This window comes from Frigoribacterium sp. CF331 (assembly GCF_057787905.1).
This window is the reverse complement of the sequence record NZ_CM173545.1, coordinates 201,763-223,549: the sequence shown is the minus strand read 5'-3', so window position 1 is coordinate 223,549 and position 21,787 is coordinate 201,763. Positions and strand designations below refer to the sequence as shown.

The 21,787-nt window shown below is 72.7% G+C and carries 16 protein-coding genes; 6 read left to right on the top strand and 10 right to left on the bottom strand.

Features of this window, described 5'->3' with window-relative positions; all coding sequences use genetic code 11:
- Positions 1-62: 62 nt before the first annotated feature.
- A complete protein-coding gene (locus tag AC3CCI_RS01020) occupies positions 63-1,142 on the top strand; it encodes a glycoside hydrolase family 43 protein (RefSeq protein WP_354594617.1) in 1,080 nt (359 codons plus the stop codon).
- A 139-nt stretch (positions 1,143-1,281) separates the two neighbouring features.
- On the opposite strand, the gene AC3CCI_RS01015 is transcribed toward AC3CCI_RS01020, so the two are convergent.
- Both AC3CCI_RS01015 and AC3CCI_RS01010 read right to left on the bottom strand, forming a co-directional pair.
- The gene (locus tag AC3CCI_RS01015; RefSeq protein WP_488627834.1) at positions 1,282-2,592 is read right to left on the bottom strand and encodes an ABC transporter permease; all 1,311 of its coding nucleotides are present in this window, start codon (positions 2,590-2,592) and stop codon (positions 1,282-1,284) included.
- Positions 2,589-3,284 carry an ABC transporter ATP-binding protein gene (locus AC3CCI_RS01010; protein ID WP_354594619.1) on the bottom strand — a complete coding sequence of 232 codons (696 nt, stop codon included), beginning with the start codon at positions 3,282-3,284 and terminating at the stop codon, positions 2,589-2,591. Before AC3CCI_RS01010 ends, AC3CCI_RS01015 begins: the two co-directional genes overlap by 4 nt.
- A 179-nt stretch (positions 3,285-3,463) precedes the next feature.
- Here AC3CCI_RS01010 and AC3CCI_RS01005 point away from each other — a divergent pair, with 179 nt between their 5' ends.
- Both AC3CCI_RS01005 and AC3CCI_RS01000 read left to right on the top strand, forming a co-directional pair.
- Positions 3,464-4,693 carry a sensor histidine kinase gene (locus AC3CCI_RS01005; RefSeq protein WP_488627833.1) on the top strand — a complete coding sequence of 410 codons (1,230 nt, stop codon included), beginning with the start codon at positions 3,464-3,466 and terminating at the stop codon, positions 4,691-4,693.
- A complete protein-coding gene (locus AC3CCI_RS01000; RefSeq protein WP_488627832.1) occupies positions 4,690-5,403 on the top strand; it encodes a response regulator transcription factor in 714 nt (237 codons plus the stop codon). The genes AC3CCI_RS01005 and AC3CCI_RS01000 overlap by 4 nt, the downstream gene beginning before the upstream one ends.
- A 71-nt stretch (positions 5,404-5,474) precedes the next feature.
- Here the strand turns inward: AC3CCI_RS01000 and AC3CCI_RS00995 are convergent, their stop codons facing one another.
- Genes AC3CCI_RS00995 through AC3CCI_RS00975 form a run of 5 tightly spaced genes read right to left on the bottom strand, consistent with a single transcriptional unit; the run spans position 5,475 to position 11,884 of the window.
- Positions 5,475-6,752, bottom strand: a complete 1,278-nt coding sequence (locus tag AC3CCI_RS00995; protein ID WP_488627831.1) for an amidohydrolase family protein — start codon at positions 6,750-6,752, stop codon at positions 5,475-5,477.
- Positions 6,753-6,800: 48 nt separating this feature from the next.
- Complete coding sequence (locus AC3CCI_RS00990; protein WP_488627830.1) at positions 6,801-8,120, bottom strand: ABC transporter permease; 1,320 nt, start codon at positions 8,118-8,120, stop codon at positions 6,801-6,803.
- On the bottom strand, positions 8,117-9,277 hold the full coding sequence (locus tag AC3CCI_RS00985; RefSeq protein WP_488627829.1) for an ABC transporter permease: 1,161 nt from the start codon (positions 9,275-9,277) through the stop codon (positions 8,117-8,119). The genes AC3CCI_RS00990 and AC3CCI_RS00985 overlap by 4 nt, the downstream gene beginning before the upstream one ends.
- Positions 9,274-10,809, bottom strand: coding sequence for an ABC transporter ATP-binding protein (locus AC3CCI_RS00980; protein ID WP_354594625.1), 1,536 nt, complete (start codon positions 10,807-10,809; stop codon positions 9,274-9,276). The genes AC3CCI_RS00985 and AC3CCI_RS00980 overlap by 4 nt, the downstream gene beginning before the upstream one ends.
- Before the next feature lie 4 nt (positions 10,810-10,813).
- The gene (locus tag AC3CCI_RS00975) at positions 10,814-11,884 is read right to left on the bottom strand and encodes a BMP family lipoprotein (RefSeq protein ID WP_488627828.1); all 1,071 of its coding nucleotides are present in this window, start codon (positions 11,882-11,884) and stop codon (positions 10,814-10,816) included.
- A 181-nt stretch (positions 11,885-12,065) separates the two neighbouring features.
- Here AC3CCI_RS00975 and AC3CCI_RS00970 point away from each other — a divergent pair, with 181 nt between their 5' ends.
- Genes AC3CCI_RS00970 through AC3CCI_RS00960 form a run of 3 tightly spaced genes read left to right on the top strand, consistent with a single transcriptional unit; the run spans position 12,066 to position 15,369 of the window.
- Positions 12,066-13,484 carry an amidohydrolase gene (locus AC3CCI_RS00970; protein ID WP_488627827.1) on the top strand — a complete coding sequence of 473 codons (1,419 nt, stop codon included), beginning with the start codon at positions 12,066-12,068 and terminating at the stop codon, positions 13,482-13,484.
- On the top strand, positions 13,484-14,287 hold the full coding sequence (locus tag AC3CCI_RS00965; protein ID WP_488627826.1) for a creatininase family protein: 804 nt from the start codon (positions 13,484-13,486) through the stop codon (positions 14,285-14,287). Before AC3CCI_RS00970 ends, AC3CCI_RS00965 begins: the two co-directional genes overlap by 1 nt.
- Entirely contained in the window at positions 14,284-15,369 is a 1,086-nt protein-coding gene (locus tag AC3CCI_RS00960) for a LacI family DNA-binding transcriptional regulator (RefSeq protein WP_488627825.1), read from the top strand. The genes AC3CCI_RS00965 and AC3CCI_RS00960 overlap by 4 nt, the downstream gene beginning before the upstream one ends.
- 13 nt (positions 15,370-15,382) lie before the next feature.
- Here AC3CCI_RS00960 and AC3CCI_RS00955 read toward each other — a convergent pair whose 3' ends face one another.
- Genes AC3CCI_RS00955 through AC3CCI_RS00945 form a run of 3 tightly spaced genes read right to left on the bottom strand, consistent with a single transcriptional unit; the run spans position 15,383 to position 21,635 of the window.
- Positions 15,383-18,847: an ATP-binding protein gene (locus AC3CCI_RS00955; protein WP_488627824.1), complete on the bottom strand. Its 3,465-nt coding sequence runs from the start codon at positions 18,845-18,847 to the stop codon at positions 15,383-15,385.
- On the bottom strand, positions 18,844-19,830 hold the full coding sequence (locus AC3CCI_RS00950; RefSeq protein ID WP_488627823.1) for a DUF4194 domain-containing protein: 987 nt from the start codon (positions 19,828-19,830) through the stop codon (positions 18,844-18,846). Before AC3CCI_RS00950 ends, AC3CCI_RS00955 begins: the two co-directional genes overlap by 4 nt.
- The gene (locus tag AC3CCI_RS00945; RefSeq protein WP_488627822.1) at positions 19,827-21,635 is read right to left on the bottom strand and encodes a DUF3375 family protein; all 1,809 of its coding nucleotides are present in this window, start codon (positions 21,633-21,635) and stop codon (positions 19,827-19,829) included. The genes AC3CCI_RS00950 and AC3CCI_RS00945 overlap by 4 nt, the downstream gene beginning before the upstream one ends.
- Positions 21,636-21,787: the final 152 nt, after the last annotated feature.

Genomic DNA, 21,787 nt, shown 5'->3' with positions numbered 1-21,787 from the left:
GTCGAGCAGGACCGCCCGGATCGACGGAGACCCGGGAACGCCCGCGAGGAGGCGGGCCGCACATGATCACACGCACACGATTCACCCGCGCGGTGGCCGCCGGGGCGGGGGCCCTGCTGCTCGCCGTCGGACTCGCCGTCCCCCTGGCCGCCACACCGGCCTCGCCCGTCGAGGCCGCACCCGCCTGCACCCTGTCCAACCCGATCTCGAACGGAGCCGACCCCTCGGTCTGGTTCCGCGACAACACGTACTACCTGGCGCAGTCCGACGGCGACCGGTCGATCACGCTCAAGGCCTCGTCGACCCTGAACGGCCTCTCGTCGGCCCGGGCCAAGACCATCTTCACGGCACCGGTCGGAACCGACCACAGCGCCCAGACCTGGGCGCCCGAGCTCGAGTACCTCGACGGACGCTGGTACGTCTACTACGCGGCGGCGACCGAGCGCGGCTCGTTCGACGCGACGAACGACACCCACCGGCTGTTCGCGATCCGGGCCGACACGCAGGACCCGATGGGCACGTGGACGTTCGCGGGCAAGATCGCCGACTCGACCGACCAGTGGGCCATCGACGGGACGGTGTTCCGCTACCAGGACAGCTGGTGGCTGCTCTGGTCGGGCACGCCCACGGGCAACGGCGGACGCGCGCCCCAGCAGATCTACATCGCGCGCATGAGCAGCCCGCTGACCATCGACCAGGACCACCGACGACTGATCGGCAACCCCGACCAGACCTGGGAGACCAGCCGCGCGGCCATCATGGAAGGTCCGGAGGCCTGGATCAGCCCGAACGGCACCCTGTCGATCGTCTACAACGCCAACGCCTCGTGGACGACCGAGTACGCCCTCGGCCTCTTGGTCTACAAGGGCGGTGACCTCACCGACTACCGCTCGTACACCAAGCGCGGGCCGGTGTTCTCGTCGGGTGGCGGGGTCTACGGCCCCGGCGGCGAGTCGATCCCGGTGCCGGGCAAGAACGGCGTGAACTGGAACGTCTACCACGCGAAGACGACCACGGCCGACGGGTGGGACGACCGGAAGATCTTCGCCCAGCCCGTTCCGTGGGCGGCGGACGGCACCCCCGCGTTCGGCACGCCCACCGGGTTCGCCGGGTACAACGAGGCGCTGCAACAGCGCTGCTGAGCCCCGATGACCGGGCCCGACCGGGCCCACCGACCACCGGGCCCGCCCGGGCCCGCCGTCGGGCGGACGGGACGTCGTGGAGGACACGACGTCCCGTCCGTCGTCGGGAGGCGTCCTTCGCGCCCCGACCCGCGCCTCCTCACTCGTAGCGCAGCGACTCGACCGGGTCGGCGCGGGCGGCGCGGGCCGCGGGCAGTGTGCCGGCCACGAAGGCGATCACCATGACCACGACGACGATCAGCGCGATCGACACGGGGTCGAACGCGATCAGCGTCAGCCCGGGCAGGTTCGACAGCACCGTCCCGGCGAGGGCCGAGCTGACCACGCTGCCCGCGACCATCGCGACTCCCGCGCCGATGGCGCTGCCGAGGAACCCGATGAACGCCGCCTCGAGGCTGAACAGCGCGAACACCTTGCCGCTGCCCATGCCCATCGCCTTCATCAGGCCGATCTCGCGGGTGCGTTCCTGCACAGACATGAGCAGCGTGTTGACGATGCCGAAGCTCGCGGCGAGCAGGGCGATGATCGCGAAGGCGTTGAGCACGAGCACGATGCCGTCGATCACCGTGGTGAAGGTGCCCAGCTGGTCGGCGACCGTCGTGCCCGTGTAGCCGGCCGCCGTCAGGCGGTCCTTCAGCGCGGCGACCTGCTCGTCGGTGGCGTCCGCGGCGAACCGCACGGTGGCCTGCGCGTACCGGTCGACCTGGTCGGCGGGCACCCCGACGTTCTGCGCGTCGAAGAGGGCCGTGGCGAGAGCCGTGCCCGGCGTGACCGACGCACCCGCCGGCGAGGCGATGCTCTCTTCGGCGACGCCGACCACGGTCGCGGTGACCGTGTGCTGGGTCCGCGTCGCGTCGGTCACCGCGAGGGTGACGGACCGCCCGACGGCCGCCGCGTCGTCACGGAACCCCAGCGGCTCGACGTACGAGGTCGGGATGACGACCTGCAGCTCGGTGCCGTCGTCGGCGGGCTGGTCGCCCGCGGTCAGCGTGAGGTGCTGCCCCGGCACGAGGGCTCCCGCCGACACGACGTACTTCGTGCCGCTGGCGCCTTCGACGTAGTCGGTCGCGATCGACTCGGTCGGCTGCACCGCGAGGACGCCGTCGATGCCCTCGAGGGTCGTGACGTCGTCCGGCGTCAGGGCGACGACGGTCGCCCCCGGCGCACCGAACCCGCCGGCGGCGACCGTGTCGGGGTCGTACTCGGCCGGGCCCGGGTCGGCCGACCCGAAGCCCTGCGCGTCGTCGGACGCCGTGGTGACCGTCATCGTGTCGGACGACCCGACCGCCGACACGGTGTCGTCGATGTAGTCGTTGATGCCGGTGCCCAGCCCGCTCGTCAGGGTCAGCGTGAAGGCACCGACGAAGATCGCCAGGATGGTCAGGACGGTGCGCGTCTTCGACCGGAAGGTGTTCGCCACGGCACTCCGCAGCAGGTCGACGGTCGTCATGCGGCCACCTCGCCCTCGGGGTCGACGATCCGTCCGTCGCGGATCACGATGCGCCGGTCGCAGCGCGCGGCCAGGTCGTCGTCGTGGGTCACCACGATCAGCGTGATGCCGTGCTCCCGGTTCAGCGAGAACAGGATGTCCTCGACCACCGCCCCGGTCGCCGAGTCGAGGTTGCCGGTGGGCTCGTCGGCGAAGATGATCCGCGGGTCGTTGACCAGCGCCCGGGCGATCACCGCTCGTTGCTTCTGACCCCCCGAGAGGTCCTTCGCCTTGCTGCCCGCCTTGTCGGCGAGCTCGAGCTGCTCGAGGGCCGCGAGGCCGCGACGCCGGCGCTCGCCGCGGGGCACGCCCGCGATCGTCATCGGCAGCACGACGTTCTCGAGCACCGACGAGCTCGCCGTGAGGAAGAACTGCTGGAAGACGAAGCCGAACGTCGCGTTGCGGGTGCGGTTCAGGCGGGCACCGCGCAGCGTGCCGGTGTCGACGCCCTCGAGCTCGACCGTGCCGGTGGTCGGGGCGTCGAGCAGCGCGAGCACGTGCATCAGGGTGGACTTGCCCGAGCCGCTCTTGCCGACGATCGCCACGCTCTCGCCCTCGGCGACGTCGAAGCTCACCCCCTTGAGGGCCTCGAAGCGGTTCGGGCCGCGCCCGTACGAACGGTGGACGTCTCGGACCGAGATGATCGGCGCCATGGTGCTCCTGTCGCTGTCGGCCCGGTGTCTCCGGGGCCGGGACCAACGATCGCGGCAGCCGCCACCCCGGGCGTCCCCCCGCCGCGGACACCTGCCCGACCGCTCGTACCGCGACCGCGGTACGCGAGACGACGCGTCGGGGTGACTCGGCCGCCGCCGTTCCAGGGCACGATGGGGTCATGACGACGACGGACGGCAGGAGGCGCGAGCCGGCCTACCCGCGACCCCGCGTCCCCTGGTGGCTGGGTGACGCCCTCGCCGCCGGGCTCGTCGTCGGTGCGGCCTTCGCACCCTTCCCCGTGGCCGGTTTCCGGCCGAGCGGTGCGCTCGCCGTCGCGGTCGTCGTCGCGCCGGCCCTGCTGCTGCCCCTGCGACGGCGTCGGCCGGTCGCGGTGCTCGCCGCGATCGTGGGGCTCTTCGGCCTCGCCGCCCTGCTCGGCACGCTCGCACCCGGCGTGGTGCTCGCCACCGGCATCGCCGTCTTCGCCGTCGCCGCGCGGACGCCACGTCGTCGGACCATCGTCGTGACGGCCGCCACCGCCCTCGTCGTCGTGCTGCTCGGCCTCGTGGCCGTGGACGGACGGTTCTTCGACCTGCCCGTCGTCCAGTTCGCCCTGCTGATCGCCCTCGGTGCCGCGGCGGGTGACGCGAGCCGGTCGCGCCGTGAGTACATCGAGGCCGTGACCGAGCGTGCCGAGCGGGCCGAACGCACCCGCGAGGCCGAGGCCTCGCGCCGCGTCGCGGAGGAGCGCCTGCGCATCGCCCGCGACCTGCACGACGCCGTCGCCCACCAGATCTCGGTGATCAGCCTCAACGCGGGCGTCGCGTCGTCGGCGATCGAGACGCGACCCGAGAAGGCGGTGACGGCCCTCGCGACCATCCGCCGCGCCTCCCGGACCGTCCTCGGCGAGATCGGCGACCTGCTCGAGGTGCTGCGCGCCGGTGACTCCGACCGGGCGCCGTCGCCCCAGCCGGGACTGGCGCGGCTCGACGAGCTCGTGGCCGGGTTCGCCGACGCGGGACTCGTCGTGACCACCCGGGTCGAGGGAGCGATCGCCGCGGTGGGCGGCGCGGCCGACCTCGTCGCCTACCGGGTCGTGCAGGAGGGGCTGACGAACGCCGGCAAGCACGGGGCCGGTGACCGCGCCCACGTGCTGGTCGCCGTCGCCGAGGACGAGGTGTCGGTCGTGGTGACGAACCCCGTGCCGGTGGCCCGGGCCGAGGGCGAGGACGACGTCGACTCCGACGTCGTGCGGGGCGGGCACGGCCTGCTCGGGCTGCGCGAGCGCGTGGCCTCGGTGCGCGGGTCGGTCGAGACCGGGCCGACGCCGGGCGGTTTCCGGCTGGCGGCCGTGCTGCCGCTCGGGCGCGAGGCCGGCACGCCCGGCCGGGACGGAGGAGCCTCGTGACCACTGTGCTCGTCGTCGACGACCAGTCGTTGATCCGTCAGGCCGTGACCGACATCCTCGACGGCACGGACGGGATCGAGGTCGTCGGCGACGCCGTGAACGGCCGCGAGGCCGTGACGCGGGCCGCGTCGCTGCGGCCGGACGTCGTCGTCATGGACATCCGGATGCCCGAGCTCGACGGCATCGGCGCCACGGCCGAGATCTGCGCCGACCCGCTGCTCGCCGAGACGAAGGTGCTCGTCCTCACCACCTTCGAGGAGGACGAGTACCTCGTCGCCGCCCTGCGCGCCGGCGCCAGCGGGTTCATCGGCAAGGGCGCCGAGCCCGACGAGATCGTGCGGGCGGTGCGGGCGGTCCACGCGGGGGAGTCGCTGCTGTCGCCCGTCGCGACGCGCAGCCTCATCGAGAAGTACGTGCTGCCGGGCGGCGGCTCGGGCGGGGCCGGCGTCGACGGCCTCGGCGGGGGGTCCACCCAGGGGCTCGAGCGGCCCGTGCCGCCCGAGCTCGCGCACCTCACCGAGCGGGAGCGCGAGGTGCTGCTGCTCGTCGCCCGCGGCCGCGCGAACGCCGACATCGCCGCCGAGCTGGTCATCTCGCCGCACACCGCGAAGACCCACGTCAACCGCATCATGACGAAGCTCGACGCGCACGACCGGGCCCAGCTCGTGATCGTGGCGTACGAGACGGGGTTGCTCGCGCCGGGTGCTTGAGACGGTGCCCGGTCCGGTCCGGTCCGACCCGGGTTGGTGTGTGCAACGCCGTGTTCGGCCGCGTCGTGTCCTCAGATGGGCAGAGCCCCGGCCACGACGCGACCCCGGGCGACCACGGCCACGATGTTCGCCGTGTCGAGCGCGCCCGAGTCGCGCCAGGGCCGGCCGTGCATCACGACGAGATCGGCCGCGGCCCCCACCGCGATCCGCCCGAGCACGGCCCCGCCCGAGCCTGCACCGACCGCGGACGACGCGCCCCGACCGATCGCAGCCGCCGCGCGAGAGGTGCCCGCTTCGAGCACGCGTTCCGGGGACCAGCCGAAGACCTCTCCCATGCGTCGCAGCTCGTCCATCTGCGCGCCGAAGCGCACGTGGAAACCGTTCGCGTCGGTGCCCAGCACGAAGTCGACCCCGGCCGCCGCGGCGGCGGCGAACCCGGCGTCGCGAGTCGCGACGAGTTCGCGGGCGGCGGCCTGCTGGTCGGGGGTGACCGCCACGGTGCCGTCGGCGATCGCGTCGTTGATCAGGAGCGTCGGAGCCACCGGCACGCCCGCGGCGACCACGTCGGCGGCGAGCTCGCCGCCGAGCTGTGTCGCGTGTTCGAGCGAGTCGACACCGGCACGCAGCGCGATCCGGATGCCCTCGGTCGTGTGGGCGTGCGCCGCCACGAGCAGGCCGAGCGCGTGGGACTCGTCGACGATCGCGTCGATCTCGGCGACCGTGTGGTTGCGCCACGACGGCTTGTCGCCGTCGGACAACAGCCCGCCGCTCGTGGCGATCTTGATGCCCGTGGCCCCGGCTCGGGCGTGGGCCCGCACCAGCGCACGGCAGGCGTCGACCCCGTCCGCCGTCGGCTTGCGCAGGCGGGGGTCGACCCCGGGCGGGACGAACATGTCGCCGTGCCCGCCCGTCATGCTCACCATGCCGTGGGCGAGGAGGCGCGGAGCCTCGACCAGCCCTGCCTCGACGGCCCGGGCCAGCGAGAACTGCACCTCGTCCGCCGACAGGTCGCGCAGGGTCGTCACCCCGCCGACGAGGGCCTGACGGGCATGCGCGAGACCGTGCAGCACCTGTTCGGTCGGCGGGGTGACCAGCGGCCAGGTCAGGAATCCCGACGCCGCGCCTCCGGCGTTCCCGATCAGGTGGACGTGCGTGTCGATCAACCCCGGGATCACCGACAGTCCTTCGTAGCGCGGCGACGGAGGCACCGACCGCAGGTCGGAGACGACCGCGTCCGGCGAGGCGTCCGTGCCCGAGGGAGCCCAGGCCAGCCGTCGGGCCCCGAGGGGCTCGTGGCCGTCCCACACGTCGATTCCGTCGAGGGGCGAGGGAGTGGAGCGATGGTGCACGGGGGGTCCTTGCGGTTCGTGATGGGGATCGAGGAGGCGCGGTGAGGCTCAGCTGCGCCGCGTGCGCCGGGGCACGAGTCGGCCGAGGGCGGCCGGAGGACGCATGCGGGTGCCGGCCACCACGAGCACGGCGAGCGTGACGACGTAGGGCGTCGCGCTCGACACGGCGGCGGGCAGGGGGACGAACGCGAACACGGCGAGCAACACGACACCGAGCACGAGCGAGGGCACACCGTCACGGAGGCGCCGTCCTGGCGTTCCGCGGAGCAGTCGGCGAACCCCCACGGCGGCGAAGACGACGGCGAGCACCAGGACCAGGGCGCGCAGGGTCTCGGGACGACCGATGCCGACCGCGTCGCTGATGCCGAACAGGGAGGCGCCGAAGAAGACTCCGGAGGGCGTCCAGTTGCCGAAGATCAGCGTCGCCAGGCCGATGAACCCTCGTCCGGCCGTCTGGTTCTCGATGTAGCCCTGCGAGATGAGCGTGAGGTACCCACCCGCGAATCCGGCCAGCCCCGACCCGACCAGCACCGCGATCCACCGCGTCCGGTGCACGCTGCCGCCGAGTGCCTGCAACGCCGCCGGTTCTTCACCTGCCGCTCGCCAACGCAGGCCGAACGGGGTCTTCCAGAGCACCCACGCGACCAGCGGGATGATCAGCAGGCCGAGGACGGCAGCCACGGACACGTCCCGGGTGAGGCCGCCGAGCACACCGCCGAGCTGTGCCACGACGGGCAGCTCGGAGGACTCCATCACGCGGCTGACGTCAGGCGTGCCGAACCCGCCGCTGACGACGGGCAGCGACAGGTGAGGTACGTCGCCGCCGATCCGGGGCGAACGGGCGATCGTGCCGCCGTCCATCTGGCTGAACACGATGTCCGCCATGAACCGCGCGACCGCCGCGGCGATCACGTTGATCGACACACCGACGATCAGCTGGTTGATGCCCATCTCGATGCAGAGCACGGCCATCAGCACACCGAAGCAGAGGCCACCGACGACCCCGCCGAGCAGCGCGGCCCAGGGTCCGGCGAGGGTGCCGAAGAGGCCCGCCATCCAGGTCCCGCCGATCATCATGCCCTCGAGGCCGACGTTGATCACCCCGGACCGTTCCGAGAACAGGCCGCCCATCGCGACCAGGGCGATCGGCACGGTCAGTCGGAGGGCGGACCCCCAGGTCGACGACGCGGTGATGCCGGGTGCGTCGGCGAGGTAGCGCGCGAGGATCAACAGGCCGAGACCGAGCAGGGCCCAGCGCAGGGCCGCACGCACTCGGCGAGACGACGGCCGGAGACGCGCGACGGACGCGCGGGCCGGCACACCGTGCGACGGCGACAGCGTGGTCGGGGGGTTGGGGCCGAGGCTCATCGCGAGGCTCCTCCGGTCGGGGTCGGGGTCGACGACGCGCCGGGAGCGACGGCGTCACGTGCGGCTCGGAGGCGTCGGCGGAGGGCGAGGGTCAGCGCGATGCGGGCGTCCGCCCGCTCCGTCAGCCAGTAGCCGACCGCGGACGACAGCAGCACGACGGCCAGGAAGACCTGCCCCACCTCGGTCGGCAGCTGCACGAGGCCGAGCACCTGGGCGCTGCGCTCGACGAAGGCGAGGACGAAGGCACCCAGGGCCATCCCGATGGGGTGCTGGCGGCCGAGCAGGGTCGCGGCGAGCCCGGTGAACATCAGGTCGGTCGGCAGCGTGCCGTCGAACCGGCCGGCCACCGAGAGGATGTGCGGCAGTCCGACGAGCCCGGCGACGGCGCCGCTGATGAGCATGGCCTGCACGATCTTGCGGTCGACGCGGATGCCGGCCGACTCGGCGGCCTCGGGCGACCGGGCCGCCACGCGCAACGAGTAGCCGAACACGCTGCGCTCGATCACGAGGTAGTAGACGATGCCGGCCAGCAGCGCGACGACGACGAAGCTCGAGATGGAGCCCTGACCCGTGCCGACACCCGAGAGGGCGGGCATCAGCCCTCCGTCGTCGATGAGGGCGGTGCCGGTGTTCTGCCCGCCGCCCGAGCGGAAGACACCACTGAGCAGCACGGCCACGATGGTGGTCGCGATCGCGTTCAACAGGATGGACGTGATCACCTCGTTCACGCCTCGATGGATCTTGAGCAGGGCGGGGATCAGCGCCCACCCGGCCCCGACCGCGCAGGCGATCAGCAGGGTGAGCGGGAGGCGCACCGCGAGCGGGAAGGGCAGCGACGCGGCCGCGACGGCACCGGCCAGGGCCGCCATGCGGTACTGACCGTCCACTCCGATGTTGAACAGCCCCATGCGCACCGCGAACGCGCCGGCGACGGCGGCGACGTAGAGGGGCACGGCACCGTTCAGGCTCGACACGAGCGAGTTCGGCTGGACGCCGTACGCCCACATGACGGAGAAGGCGCTCGCAGCGCTGTAGCCGCCCGCGGTCAGGAAGAGCGCGGTGACCGCGAGGGCGAGCAACACCGAGACGAGGGGGCCGGCCACCGTCACGGCGAGGCGTCGCGGCAGACCGACCGGCAGTGTGCGACGTCGGGTCACGAGCGGCCTCCGTTCGTGGGCAGGTGGGCGCCGGTCATGTGTTCTCCGAGATCGCCGGCGGTGACGGAACGGGGGTCGAGCTCGGCGACCACGCGTCCGCCGTACATGACGAGCAGACGGTCGCTGAGGGCGAGCAACTCGTCGAGGTCGGCCGACACGAGCAGCGTGCCGAGCCCCGCGTCGCGTGCCGTCACCAACTCGCGCCAGACGGCGCCCTGTGCGCCGACGTCGACACCACGAGTCGGATGAGCGGCGACGAGGACGGTCGGATCCGACCCGAGCTCGCGACCGATGATGAACTTCTGCTGGTTGCCACCCGACAGCGACGCCGCGGTCGTGGTCGGCGACCCACCGCGGACGTCGAATCGACGGATGATGTCGGCGGCCGTCGACACCGCCGCCGACCGGTCGAACCACCAGCCACGCTTGATCGGTGCCCGCTGCTGGTAGCCGAGTGCCGCGTTCTCGCTCAGGCTGAAGCCGAGCACCACACCGTCGCGGTGACGGTCCTCGGGGATGTAGCCGACGCCGAGTGCTCGACGCTCCCGCGTCGACAGCGCGTCGATGGCCTGCCCGTCGAGGGTGATCTGCCCGTCGTAGTCGACGCGGCCGAGCAAGGCGGCCAACAACTCGGACTGCCCGTTTCCCTCGACGCCGGCGACACCGACGATCTCGCCCGCGTGGACGACCAACGACACGGCGTCGAGCAGGGGACGCTCGTCGGGGGAGCCGACGGTGACGCCGTCGACCGAGAGCACGACGGCATCACCGGGCGGGCTGGTGCGTGGTTCGACGGTGGGCATCGCCACCTCGACCATCAGGCCGGCCAGCTCGCGTGGAGTCGTCTCGGCGGGAGTGGTGCGGCCGACGACCCGCCCCGCGCGGATCACCGTGATCTCGTCGGCGAAGGCCAGCACCTCGTCGAGCTTGTGCGAGATGAAGACCACGGAGGCGCCCCGTGCGGTCAGGGCGCGGATCGACCGGAAGAGCGCACTCGCCTCCGACGGCACGAGCACGGCTGTCGGCTCGTCGAGGATGATCACCCTGGCCTCTCGATGGAGCACCTTCAGGATCTCGACGCGCTGTCGATCACCGACGCCCAGATCGGAGACGAAGGCGTCGACGTCGACGTCGAAGCCGTTCGCATCGGCGAGTTCCGTGACGCGAGCGCGGGCCGCGGCCGCGTCGAGCCGCCACGGCCTGCCCGGTTCGTCGGCGAGGACGACGTTCTCCCAGACGCGCAGGGCGCCGGCGAGCAAGAAGTGCTGGTGCACGATGCCGACCCCGGCCTGCTGTGCCTGGCGCGGTGAACGGAAGTCGTGCGCGACGCCTTCGACCTCGACGGTGCCCTCGTCGGGTCGCTCTTCACCGGCGAGCACCTTCATGAGGGTCGATTTGCCGGCCCCGTTCTCGCCGACGATCGCGTGGACCGTGCCGGGTCTCACGAGGACGTCGATCCGGTCGTTCGCCGTGAACGTGCCGAACCGTTTGACGATCCCGGTCAGTCGGACCGACGCCTCGTGCTCCACCATCGGGTCAGAGTGCCGTCGGGACGGTGACGTCACCGTCGACGATCGAGGTCTCGGCCTCGTCGAGCTGGTCGGTGATGCCGTCGACGAAGCCGCCGCTCGTCGAGTAGCCGACCCCGCCCGTCTCGAGGTCGAACACCTGCTCGCCCGTCTCGAGCGTGCCGGCGTCGAACGCGGTGATGACGTCCTCGACCGCGACGTCGACGTTCTTCAGCGCCGACGTGAGGATGTAGGGCTTGATGTCGTCGTCGACCTGCTCGTGAGCGTCGCCGTCCACGCCGATCGCCCAGACCTTCGCGTCGGGTGTGCTCGACTCGGCCGCTTGCTCGTAGACCCCCTGGCCCGAGCCCCCGGCGGCCGCGTAGACGACGTCGGCCCCACCGGCGTACATCGACGCCGCGGCCTCCTTGCCCTTGGTCGGGTCGGAGAAGCCGGTGAAGTCGCCCAGCGGCGAGAGGTAGGTCGAGTCGATCGTGATCGACGGGTCGACCGACTTGGCGCCGGCTTCGTAGCCGACGAAGAAGTTCTGGATCGACGGTTGATCGACGCCGCCCACGAACCCGATGTGACCGGTCGTCGAGGTGAGGGCGGCAGCGACGCCGACCAGGTACGACGATTCGTTGGCGGCGAAGGAGATCGTCGTCACCCCTTCGATCTCGGTGCCGATGTCGGTGTCGACGTCGACGAAGGCCGTGTCGGGGTGCTCGGTGGTCTGCATGGGCTGGGCGAACTGGAATCCGATGCCGACCGCGAGATCCGCTCCCTGTGACACGGCGAGGTCGAGGCGGTCCTGGTAGTCGTCGGTGTTCGGGCTCGACAGTTCGACGGGGTTGAAGCCGAGCTTCTCCTGCGCGGCCGTGAAGCCGGAATAGCCGCCGTCCATGATCGAGTAATCGCCGGTGGTGCCGTAGAGCAGGGCGACGGTCGCCGCGTCGGGGTCGGCCGACGGCGTGGTCGCGGCGGTCTGACCCGAGCACGAGGCCAGCAGCATCGTGGCGACGAGCGCCGTTCCGGATGCGATCACGAGGCGGTGGGCGGGGACGAGGTGCAGGGCGGGGCGGGACGGCAGAGTGGGCACGGGGACTCCAAGGCTGTAAACGATTACCTGACCGAGAGTGACAGGGCGTGGCTCGCGGAGGTTCGTCGGGGTGAAGGGGTGTCACCACGCTAGGTCCTTCGCTGTTTCGGGCGTGTTTCGAGCGCGTAAGCAATTAAGTAAACGTTCTCACAGATGCGTCATCGTCTGCCATGGTGTCTGCATGACGACCGCCGTACAGCGCCCCGCTTCAGTCGACCTGGTGATCCGTGGGGTGACCGTGCTCACCGAGACGCGACGCCCCGTCGCGGCGTACCCCGACCTGCCGCCGCACGATCCGACTCGCCCCGAGCCGGTCACGTTCTCGCCCGACCAGGCCGTGGGCGTCTCGGGTGCCGACATCGTCTGGATCAAGCCCGACGACGAGGTCTCCTCCGCCGATCTCGAGACGGCCCGGGTGATCGACGCCCCGGGTCGGATCGCGATGCCGGGCATGATCAACACGCACAGCCACTCCTCGATGACGTACTTCCGGGGCTCCGCCGAAGACGTCCCCACCGCCTCCTGGTTCAACGACCACATCTGGCCGATGGAGGTCAACCTCACCGATCGCGACGTCCTGCTGGGGGCCCGGCTCGCGGTGGCCGAGATGCTCCTCGCCGGCGTCACGACCGTGGCCGACCATTACTTCTCGATGGCTCAGATCGCGACCGCCGTCGAGGACGGCGGCATGCGGGCGGTGCTCGCCGAGACCTACTTCTCGTCCCAGGGGGCCGCGGGCCTGGACCGGAGCGCCGCGTTCGCGGCCGAGTGGAACGGCCGGGCCGACGGACGCATCACGACGATGCTCGGGCCGCACGCGGTCTACACGGTCGACGACGCCGATCTCGCGCGGACGGCCGACGCGGCGCGCGCGATCGGCGTCCGCAGCCACGTGCACGCGTCCGAGACGATGCACCAGACCGAATCGTCGCTCGCGAGGCGAGGGGTCACGCCGATCCAGGTGCTGCACGACACCGGCATGCTCGACGCCGGGGCCCTCATCGCGCACGGCACCGGGATCGTCGAGAGCGATCTCGCCTGGTTGACGCCGTACGCCGACCGCGTCGGCGTCTCGTGCTGCGCCAAGGTCTACCAGAAGCACACCCACTCGACGACGCCGATCCGCCTGCTGCACGATGCCGGGATCGTCGTGGGCATCGGCACCGACGGTTGCGCGTCGAACAACACCCTCGACATGTTCGAGAGCCTGCGCAGCATGGCATTGGTGCAGAAGGCGGACTCGGGCGACGCCACCTGGATGACGAGCGCGCACTCCCTCGACCTCCTGACCCGCCAGAGCGCCGCCGCGATCGGGCGCGAGCACGATCTCGGAGCCCTGAAGCCGGGGTACAAAGCCGACATCGTGCTGATCGACCCGTGGAAACCCCATCTGCAGCCCATGAACGACCTGGCCGCGGCGCTGGTGCTGAGCGTGCGGTCGAGCGACGTCGAGACCGTGATCGTCGACGGCCGTGTGGTCGTGGCCGAGGGCCGTCTGGTCGGCGTGGAGCTCGGGCCGCTCATGGCCGAGATGAACGAGCGCCTGCCCGGGCTGACGGACCGGTCGCACGGCACCACGATCCAGACGTACGCTCCCTGATGATGATCGACGCCGACCGCACGCCCTGGCCCGACGTGGCCGCCGCCTTCGACCGGGGGGCAGGTCTCGCCGTGCTGCCCTTCGGCGCCTTCGAGCAGCACGGGCCGCACCTGCCCCTCGGCACCGACACCGCGACCGCCGCCGAGGTGGCCGGCCGCCTCGCCGATCGACTGGACGCGGTGCTGCTGCCGCCGGTGCACTACGGGGACACCTGGAACACCGCGGGCTACCGCGGAACGCTCTCCCTCTCGACGGCGACCGTCACGGCGATCGTGGTCGACCTGGGGCGGGCACTCGCGGCGTCCGGTGCCGGAGGGCTGATCGTCGTGAACGGCGACTGGGGAAACCGGGCTCCGCTGTACGCGGCCACACGCCTGCTGATCGATCAGGGCGTCCTGCCCACCGTGACGCTCGACCATCCCGGCATGGACGACGCCATCGCCGAGGTGCGTGAGAGCCGTGCCGCCGCGCCCGGCCTCGCTCACGCCGACGAGATCGAGACCTCGATCATGCTGCGCGTCGCGCCCGACGACGTGCGGCGTGACCGGTACGAGGCGAGCTACCCCGTCTTCCCCTCCGATTTCGGCACGACCCCGATGCAGTTGCACCCGTTCTCGGCGAGCGGCGTCTTCGGCGACCCCACGTCGGCCACGGCCGAGAAGGGCGAGCGGCTGCTCGAAGCGACGGTCGAGGGGGCGATGGCCGTGCTCACCGACTTCGTGGCGTCGATCGAGCACGAGCGTTCTCGTGCAAGGGACCAGTCCTCGGCCGGCGGACACGCAGCAGGCCTGGTGGACCGGTGACCCCGGTCGCCGGGCCCACCCTGGTCGACGTGGCCCGCGAGGCCGGCGTCTCGATCGCCACCGCGTCGCGGGTGCTCTCGGGAGCGCAGCACGTCTCGGAGTCGCGGTCACGAGCCGTGCGCAAGGCCATCACCGATCTCGGCTACCGGCACAACGCCGTCGCGAGCGCCCTGCGAAGCCAGCGCACCGAGACGGTCGGCCTGATCCTGCCGCGGTACACGACCGGCTTCCTGTCGGCGTTGATCGAGTCGGTCAGCGCCGCCCTCGACGACGAGGGCATGTCGCTCGTGCTGCGCTATTCGGCCGACGGCGACGACCACGACGTCGCGACGGTGGAGTCGATGCTGAGCCGTCGCGTCGACGGGCTCATCATCTGCCCGCCGAGCGAGGACGTCAGCCGCGACGCGATCGCGGCCGCCGCGCGAGTCCCGGTGGTGCAGGTCGGGCGGCACATCTTCGGCGACGGCACCGACTCGGTGGGCCTCGACGACCACCGGGCCACCGACCTGCTCGTCGGCTCACTCGCCGACGGCGGGGCACGATCGCTCGTCACGGTGGGGCTCTCGCCGGGCGATCCCGCCGACGCCCGTCGCATCGCGGCCGTGCGGGCGTCGTGCGAGCTGCGCGACGTGACGTTCGTCGAAGCGATCACGGCCGACGCGGTGCTCGCCGGGGGAGTCGCCGCGGCGAACACCCTGCTCGAGGGATCGACGTCGAGCCGCGAGGGCACAGCAGCAACCGGTGCGGGCCGGGACGTCCCGCGGGGCGTCGACGTCGAGCAGCACGCGGTCGACGCCGCGATCTGTGCCAACGACGACGTCGCCCACGGACTGGTCACGGTGCTCCGGCTGAACGGAGTGGCGGTGCCCGGCACCCTCCAGGTGGCCAGTCTGCTCGACGTGTCGCTCGGCGAGGGCGACGACCGCGAGATCACGACCCTGCGTCACCCGTGGCCGGCGATGGGTCGCGAGGCCGTGCGGCTGCTGATCGACGCCCTGGGCTCGGCGGCGCATGCCGATGCAGGAGGCGCGCGCCGGGTCACGCTCGCACCGCGCCTCCTCAAGGGGCGTTCGTCCCGCTGACGGGAGGCGCGGGTCAGGCGAGGGCGGCGGGGTCGAGGCCGTGCCGCTCGACCTGGATCGCCTGGCGGATCGTCAGCGGGTAGATGCGCGAGAGCTCGGGGTTCGACGGGTCGCTCGAGATGTAGGCGACGCTCTCGACGTGCCGCTCGAACGCGTTGACCTTGTCGCGCGGTGCCCCGACCACGAGCTGGAAGCCCAAGGACGTGAGCGCCGCCAGGGCCCGGCCGGTGTACTCGGCGTCGGCCTTGACGAAGCCCTCGTCGAGCACGATCGGCGCGTAGGTCGGCACCCGGTCGGTGCCGTCGCCCAGCCGGAAGCGCAGTGCCGCCCCGAGCACGAACGCGATGAGCTCCTGCCCCTCGCCGCCGGACTTGCCGGCCACGCCCTCGTGCACGATCTGGGTGCCGTCGGCCCGGGTCTCGATCGCCCGGAACTGGTAGTGCTCGCGGGCGTCGAGCACCCGCCGACGCCAGGCGTCGCCGACCTTCGACCGCTCCTCGAGGTGGGCCAGGTCGCGGCGGAGCCTCAGGAACCGTCGTTCGACCGCGGACGCGTCCCGCGCCTCCTCGGTTCGTCCGTCGGTCGAGCCACTCGCACCCGAGCCGGGCGCATCGGGGCGGTCCGCCCCGCTCGCGTGCTCGCGCAGGGTGCGCTTGAACTCGACGAGGTCGCCGTTCGACACCGGCCGCGGCTCGATGTCGAGCGTCGAGCCCTGCCTGAACTCGATCGAGCGCAGCGCTTGCGAGATCGGGCGGACGCCGCGACGGATGACGTGGCCGTCCTCCTCGATCTGGACGAGCAGCGCCCGCAGGCTGTCGCCGACGTCGGTGCCCGCCTTCTCGAGCCAGCGCTGCTTCGCGTGCGGCAGGTCGTCGGCGACGAGCCGGCGGTGGATCGCCCGGACGGTCGGCAGGCTGTCGACGGTCGCGTCGAAGCCCGCCGTGCGGTCGAGCTCGAGGTAGCGCTCGAAGACGACGACGAGGGTCGCCTCGGCGTTCGCGCGGTCACGGTCGTGGGCGTCGACCTGGGCCCGCAGCTGCGACGCCGCGTCGCGGTACAGGCGCGCCACGTCGGTCGCCTCGCGCGGGGCGGCGAACGGCAGGGGTGCGAGCAGGGCCTGCTCGTCGTCGGTCAGGGGCTCGGCGTCGGCGGCGTCGGCGAACTCGTCCTCGATGTCGACGAGGGTCGCGTGCTTCTCGTCGAGGCGCGCGAGCACCTGGTCGATCTCGGCCAGGCGCCGGGTCGCGGCCGACCGGTCGTCGTCGTGCTGCGCGGCCTCGGCCTGCAGCGTCGCGAGCTCGGGGCGTTCGACGGCGATGCGGTCGAGCTGGGCGCGCAGGTCGTCGAGCCTGGCCGAGGCGGGCGTGGTGTCGAGCTCGTCCCAGGTGAACTCCCTGGCTCGAGCGACGGCGTCGACCACCCGGCGACGCTCGGCCGCCTCGGCCTCGATGGCGTCGTACTCGCCTCGGACCCGCGCCAGCTCGGCCTCGCGGTCGACGATCTCGTCGCCGAGCTCGGCGATGCGGGCGGCGTTGTCGAGGCCGATCCACGAGCGGGTCGACCGGTCGTCCTTGACCACGCGGTCGCGTGATCCGGTGCGAAGGCCCCGTCGGGTGACGGCACCGCGGGTGCCGGCCGGACGCGGGTCGTCGAGGTCGTCGGGGCCCTCGACGCAGAGCACGCTGCGGTCGGCGACGAGCTCGTCGTGCAACCAGCCGTGGAAGGGGCTCGCCCGGTCGAGGCGCACCATCGCGGGGACGGTGTGGTCGAGGGGCGTGAGTCGCGGCACGGCGTCGACGGTCGCGGGCACGAGCGTGACGCGTCCGCGCACGTCGTTCCCGTCCACCCAGCGGCGCACGGCGTCGAAGTGGTCGCGGTCGACGAGGAGGTGCGTGGCGAGATCGCCGAGCACCCGCTCGATCGCGACGGCCCAGCCGGCGTGCTCGGGCGCGACCTCGAACAGCTCGCCGGCGTAGGGCAGGCTCGACACCGGCACGCCCGCCCCCTCGGCGATGCGTCGACGGCGCTCGATCGCGTCGTCGGGCACGTTGCTGCGCCGCTGCTCGAACGACCGCTTCTGCTTCTCGAGGGCGGCCAGGGCACGCTTCGTCTCGCCGATGCGGGCGGCGAGGTCGCTGCGGGCGTCGGCGGTCGCGGCCCGGGCCGCGGCGTCGTCGGCTGCGAGACGGTCGGCACGCTGTCCGAGGGCGGCGAGCTGTGCGTCGTCGCGGGGGAGGGACTCGCCCGTCCCGTCCAGGGCGGCGGCGAGTCGACCGCGGGTGCGCTCGACGGCGGCGAGCTCGGCCTCGGCGGCGGCCACGTGCTCGCGGAGCGACTGCGTGGGGTCGCCCCCGAGCTCGCCGATGCGTGCCAGGGCCTGCTCACGGGATCGGAACGCGAGCTGCTCGTCCGCCTGGGCGCGCCTCCTGCGTTCGGTCTGCTCGCGCTTGTCGGCGGTGACGCGGTCGACCTCGCCGCTGACCCAGCTACCGACGCGCTCGGCCAGCCAGACGCGCAGTCGGCTGGGGCCGCCGTCGTCGACCAGCAGCCGTCGCTTCGCCGAGCCGTCATGGCCGGCGAGCTCGTACCGGTCGCCGAGGGCCGGCACCGGGTCGAGCACGTCGAGCTTCTTGCGCGTCGTCTCGAACACGTCGTAGAGGGCCGAGGCCTCTCGGTAGGTGGCGAGCGTGGTCTCCCAACGGCTGAGGGCCTGCGGCTGCACGAGCACGAACTGCTTGAACAGGTCGTCGATCGAGAACACGCCCTTCGAGGCCTGCGCCCGCCGCAGCAGGGTGAGGGCCTTGAGCTGCGACTCGTCGCTGCCGCCGATGCCGAGCACGCCGCAGAGCCGCACCCGCAGTTCGGGCTGCGAGGCCGTCGCGAGGTCGCGGGCCGGGTCGAGCAGCCGGGCGAGCGACCCGCGGGTCAACGGGTTCTGGCTCATCCCCTCGCGGGTCACCTCGGACAGTCGACTGAGGTCGAAGCGGCCGTGCACGAGCAGGTAGACGCTCGCCTGGGTGACGTCGTCCTGACCGGCGGTGTCCTCAGCGATCCAGGCGACGCGGACGGCCGTGACGGTCTGGCCGAGCTCGGTCGACCACGTGATCGCCGCCCCGCTCGGGAACGCCTCGCCGAGCGGGCGGAGGAAGCGCGTCGTCGTGCGATCGGAGGCGGCGTCGCGCACCTCGTCGGTCTTGCCGCGCGCGTAGCTGTAGACCGTCCGCTCGGACCGGTTGCGGCTGTCGTCGCGCGCGGCACGGTTGAACTCTTGCGGGTTCGGCATGATGACCGCGGCCATCGCGTCGAGCACCGTCGACTTGCCGCGACCGGTCGGCCCGAGGATCGCGATGCCGCCGCGACCCACGGGCATGCGGTGCAGGCCGGCGTAGCTGCCCCAGTTCAGCAGCTGCACCTGCTCGATGCGGTACTGCCCCGAGTGGAACATGCCGAGGTCGGGCGCGGTGTCGGCGGTGCTCATGACTGGGGTGCTTCCGGGTCGGTGTCGGTGTCGGTGTCGGTGTCGGTGTCGAGGTCGAGGTCGAGGTCGAGGTCGAGGTCGAGCGGGACGGCGGTCGGGTCGGGCTCGGGGGAGTCGTCGGTCTCGGCGGCGCGGTCGGGGGCGTCGTCCGGGTCGGCCTCGACCTGGGGTTCGAGGGCGTCGTCGCCGACGCCGTCGCTCTCGGCCTCGTCTTCGTCGAGGTCGTCGACGTCGGCCCGGGACTCGTCGCCGGACGGGAGGCCGTCGCCCTCGACCCCTGCCGCCTCGAGGTACACCCGCTCGAGGTGGGCCAGCCGGTCGGCGGTCATCAGCGGCACGATCGCGGGCGACACGACGAACAGTTCCGGGTCGTCCGGCTCGGGCGAGAGCAGGTCGCGGGCGACGAGCGCGGCGATCGCGGCGTCGGCCCGGCGTCGTGCCCGGACCTCGTCGGCCCCGGTGTCGTCGTGGTGGCGCCCGACGAACTCGACGACCGCGTCCCTCGAGATCACGACGGCCTCGTCGAGGCCGTCGGTGAAGGCGTGCTCGCGCCGGGCGAACACCATCAGCAGCGACGCGTCACGCGACAGCGGCTTCTCGCGGCGCAACAGCACGGGCACGTCGTCCTCGCCGCCCTGCCTCTTGAAGGCGACCTCGTGGTCGAGGTCGACGACCAGCACGAGGAACATCTCGTCGAGCCGGGCCCGGATCTCGGCCTCGTGCGCCAGCAGGCCGGCCCAGGCCTCCTGCTGCCGGGCACGCGACACGAACCGATGGGTCAGCAGGGTGACGAGGGCCTTGCGGCCGGCGAGCGGCAGGGCGTCCGACGCCGCGCCCGACCGGACGTCGTCCGCGTCGCCGTCGTCGAACGCGTCGCGCGAGGCGCGGGTCGGCCCGTCGACGGAGCCGCCGGTCGCCTCCACCGAGGAGGCGCGGGTCGGCTCGTCGACGCCGGTCTCGTCGAGCGGTGCTGCGGGGCTCATGCGGGGTCCTTCGTGCGGGTGGAGCGGGTCGTGCGGGCGGGGGCGCCGGGCGTGGCGGGGTCGACGTCGGGGGGCGTGGTGGCGGGTGCCCCGTCGGGCGGCGCCGCGGCGGTTCGCCGGAAGACGAGGCGGGGCAGCGTGACCTGACGGCCCGCGCCTCCTGGACCCCCGCCTCCTGGTCCTGTTCGTCCGCCTCGCGTGTCGACGGGCGCGGGATCGTCGGCCGGGTCGCCGGCGAGCTCGACCGTCTCGGTGTCGTCGCCGACGACACCGCGGTCGAGGGCGAGGTCGAGCATGCTCAGCACGAGCCCGAGGCGACGGAACTCGGGGTCGGTCGCGTGGTAGACGTCGGCGCTCGTGACCTCGTCGCGGTCGGCGAGCAGGCGGTCGATCGTCGCCGAGACGGCCGCCGTGCTCGTGCCCGAGGTGAGGCGCAGGGCGGCGCGGTCGGCCTCGGGCAGGGCGGCGTCGCCGATCGTGACCTGCACGTCGACGGTCGGGCGGGCACGGTCGGTGTGCAGCTGCACCTGGCTGACGTCGCGGACGTCGAGCGCGCCGAGCCCGAGTCCGTCGCCGTGCTCGGTCGGCAGCATGGCGTGACCCGGCCGACGCTCGGCCCAGACGCCCCCGGCGTGCAGCGCCCGGTCGGCGAGGGTGAGCAGGCGTTGCTGCTGGTCGGAGCCCGACCGGGTCAAGAACCTGCGGAGCGACGACGTCCAGCGGCCGTAGGTCTCTTGCACGCTCTGTTCTTCGGCGAGCAACGACGAGATGAGCGACTCGAGCTGGGTCCGCTGGCGCTCGGTGAGCTGCTCGGCCGCGTCGGGCTGCGCCAGGACCTTCTCGATGTCGGCCCGCATGACGTCGATCTCGCGCGACGAGAGCATCTGGGCGAAGCCGCGGTAGGCCCGACCCTCGGGGGTCTGCTCGAGCAGGTCGTTGTCGCGCAGGTACTGGTCGACGAGCGCGCCCTTGCCGACGTGCTGGGACGACGCCCGGCGCGCGACCTCGCGGTGTCGCTGCTCGACCATCGCGCCGAGCTGGCGGAAGTCCTCGGGCAGCGACGCGGTCAGGCGCACCACCTCGCGGACCTGTCGGCGCAGCACGTCGGGAGCGGTGGGTTCGGTGCCGTGTCGCTCGATCTCGGCCTTGCGCCGTTCGAGCTCGGCGATCTGCTCGTCGAGCCGGGTGAGCTGGGCCTCGCGGCTCGGGTCGGCGAGGCCGGCGAGCTGCCCGACGGCGTGCGCGATGCTGCCGAGGCGGGCCTCGCTGACGGCGTTGTCGCGCTCGACGAGGTCGCGCACGAGGCGCAGCGCCTTGAGCGCGTGCGGCGACAGGCGGTACTCGGCGCGGGCGTCCGGTCCGGAGGTGCGGCTGCGGACCAGCCAGCGGCTCTCGACCCAGCTGCGGCAGTACTCGGCCGGGGTGGTGCGGCCGTCGGCGGAAAGGGCCGGGCCGGCGGGAGGCGCGGTCGCGGTGGAAGAGGACGGGGCGCCGGGTGCGACGTCCGCGGTGGTCGGGGACGCGAGGGTCGCCGGGGACGCGACCCGCGCCTCCTCGGGGTGCTCGGACGCGGCCTGTTCGGACGCGGCCTGCTCGGCGGCGTTCTGCTCGAGGGCGTCGGCGACCTGCCGGTGGAACCAGTCGGCCGACACCGGCCCCTCGGCGTGCTCGAGGTGGCGGGAGAACAGCGGCAGCATCCAGCGCGCGTTGTAGCCGCGGAGCAGGGCCCAGGTGGGGTCGTCTTCGTACGCCGCGCGCACGTCGTCGCGGCTCAGGGCGTCGTCGTGCCCCGACGGGTGGTTCACCAAGCAAGACCTCCGGCAGTCGTCGGACGACGATACCAACTGGCTCGCACCTGCCGATCGTGCCGGGTCGCCCCCGGTCGGGCGTCGAGTGGTCCGAGAACGTCCCTCGCGCATCGACGAAGGACGTTCTCGGACCACTCGCCCGCGGCGGC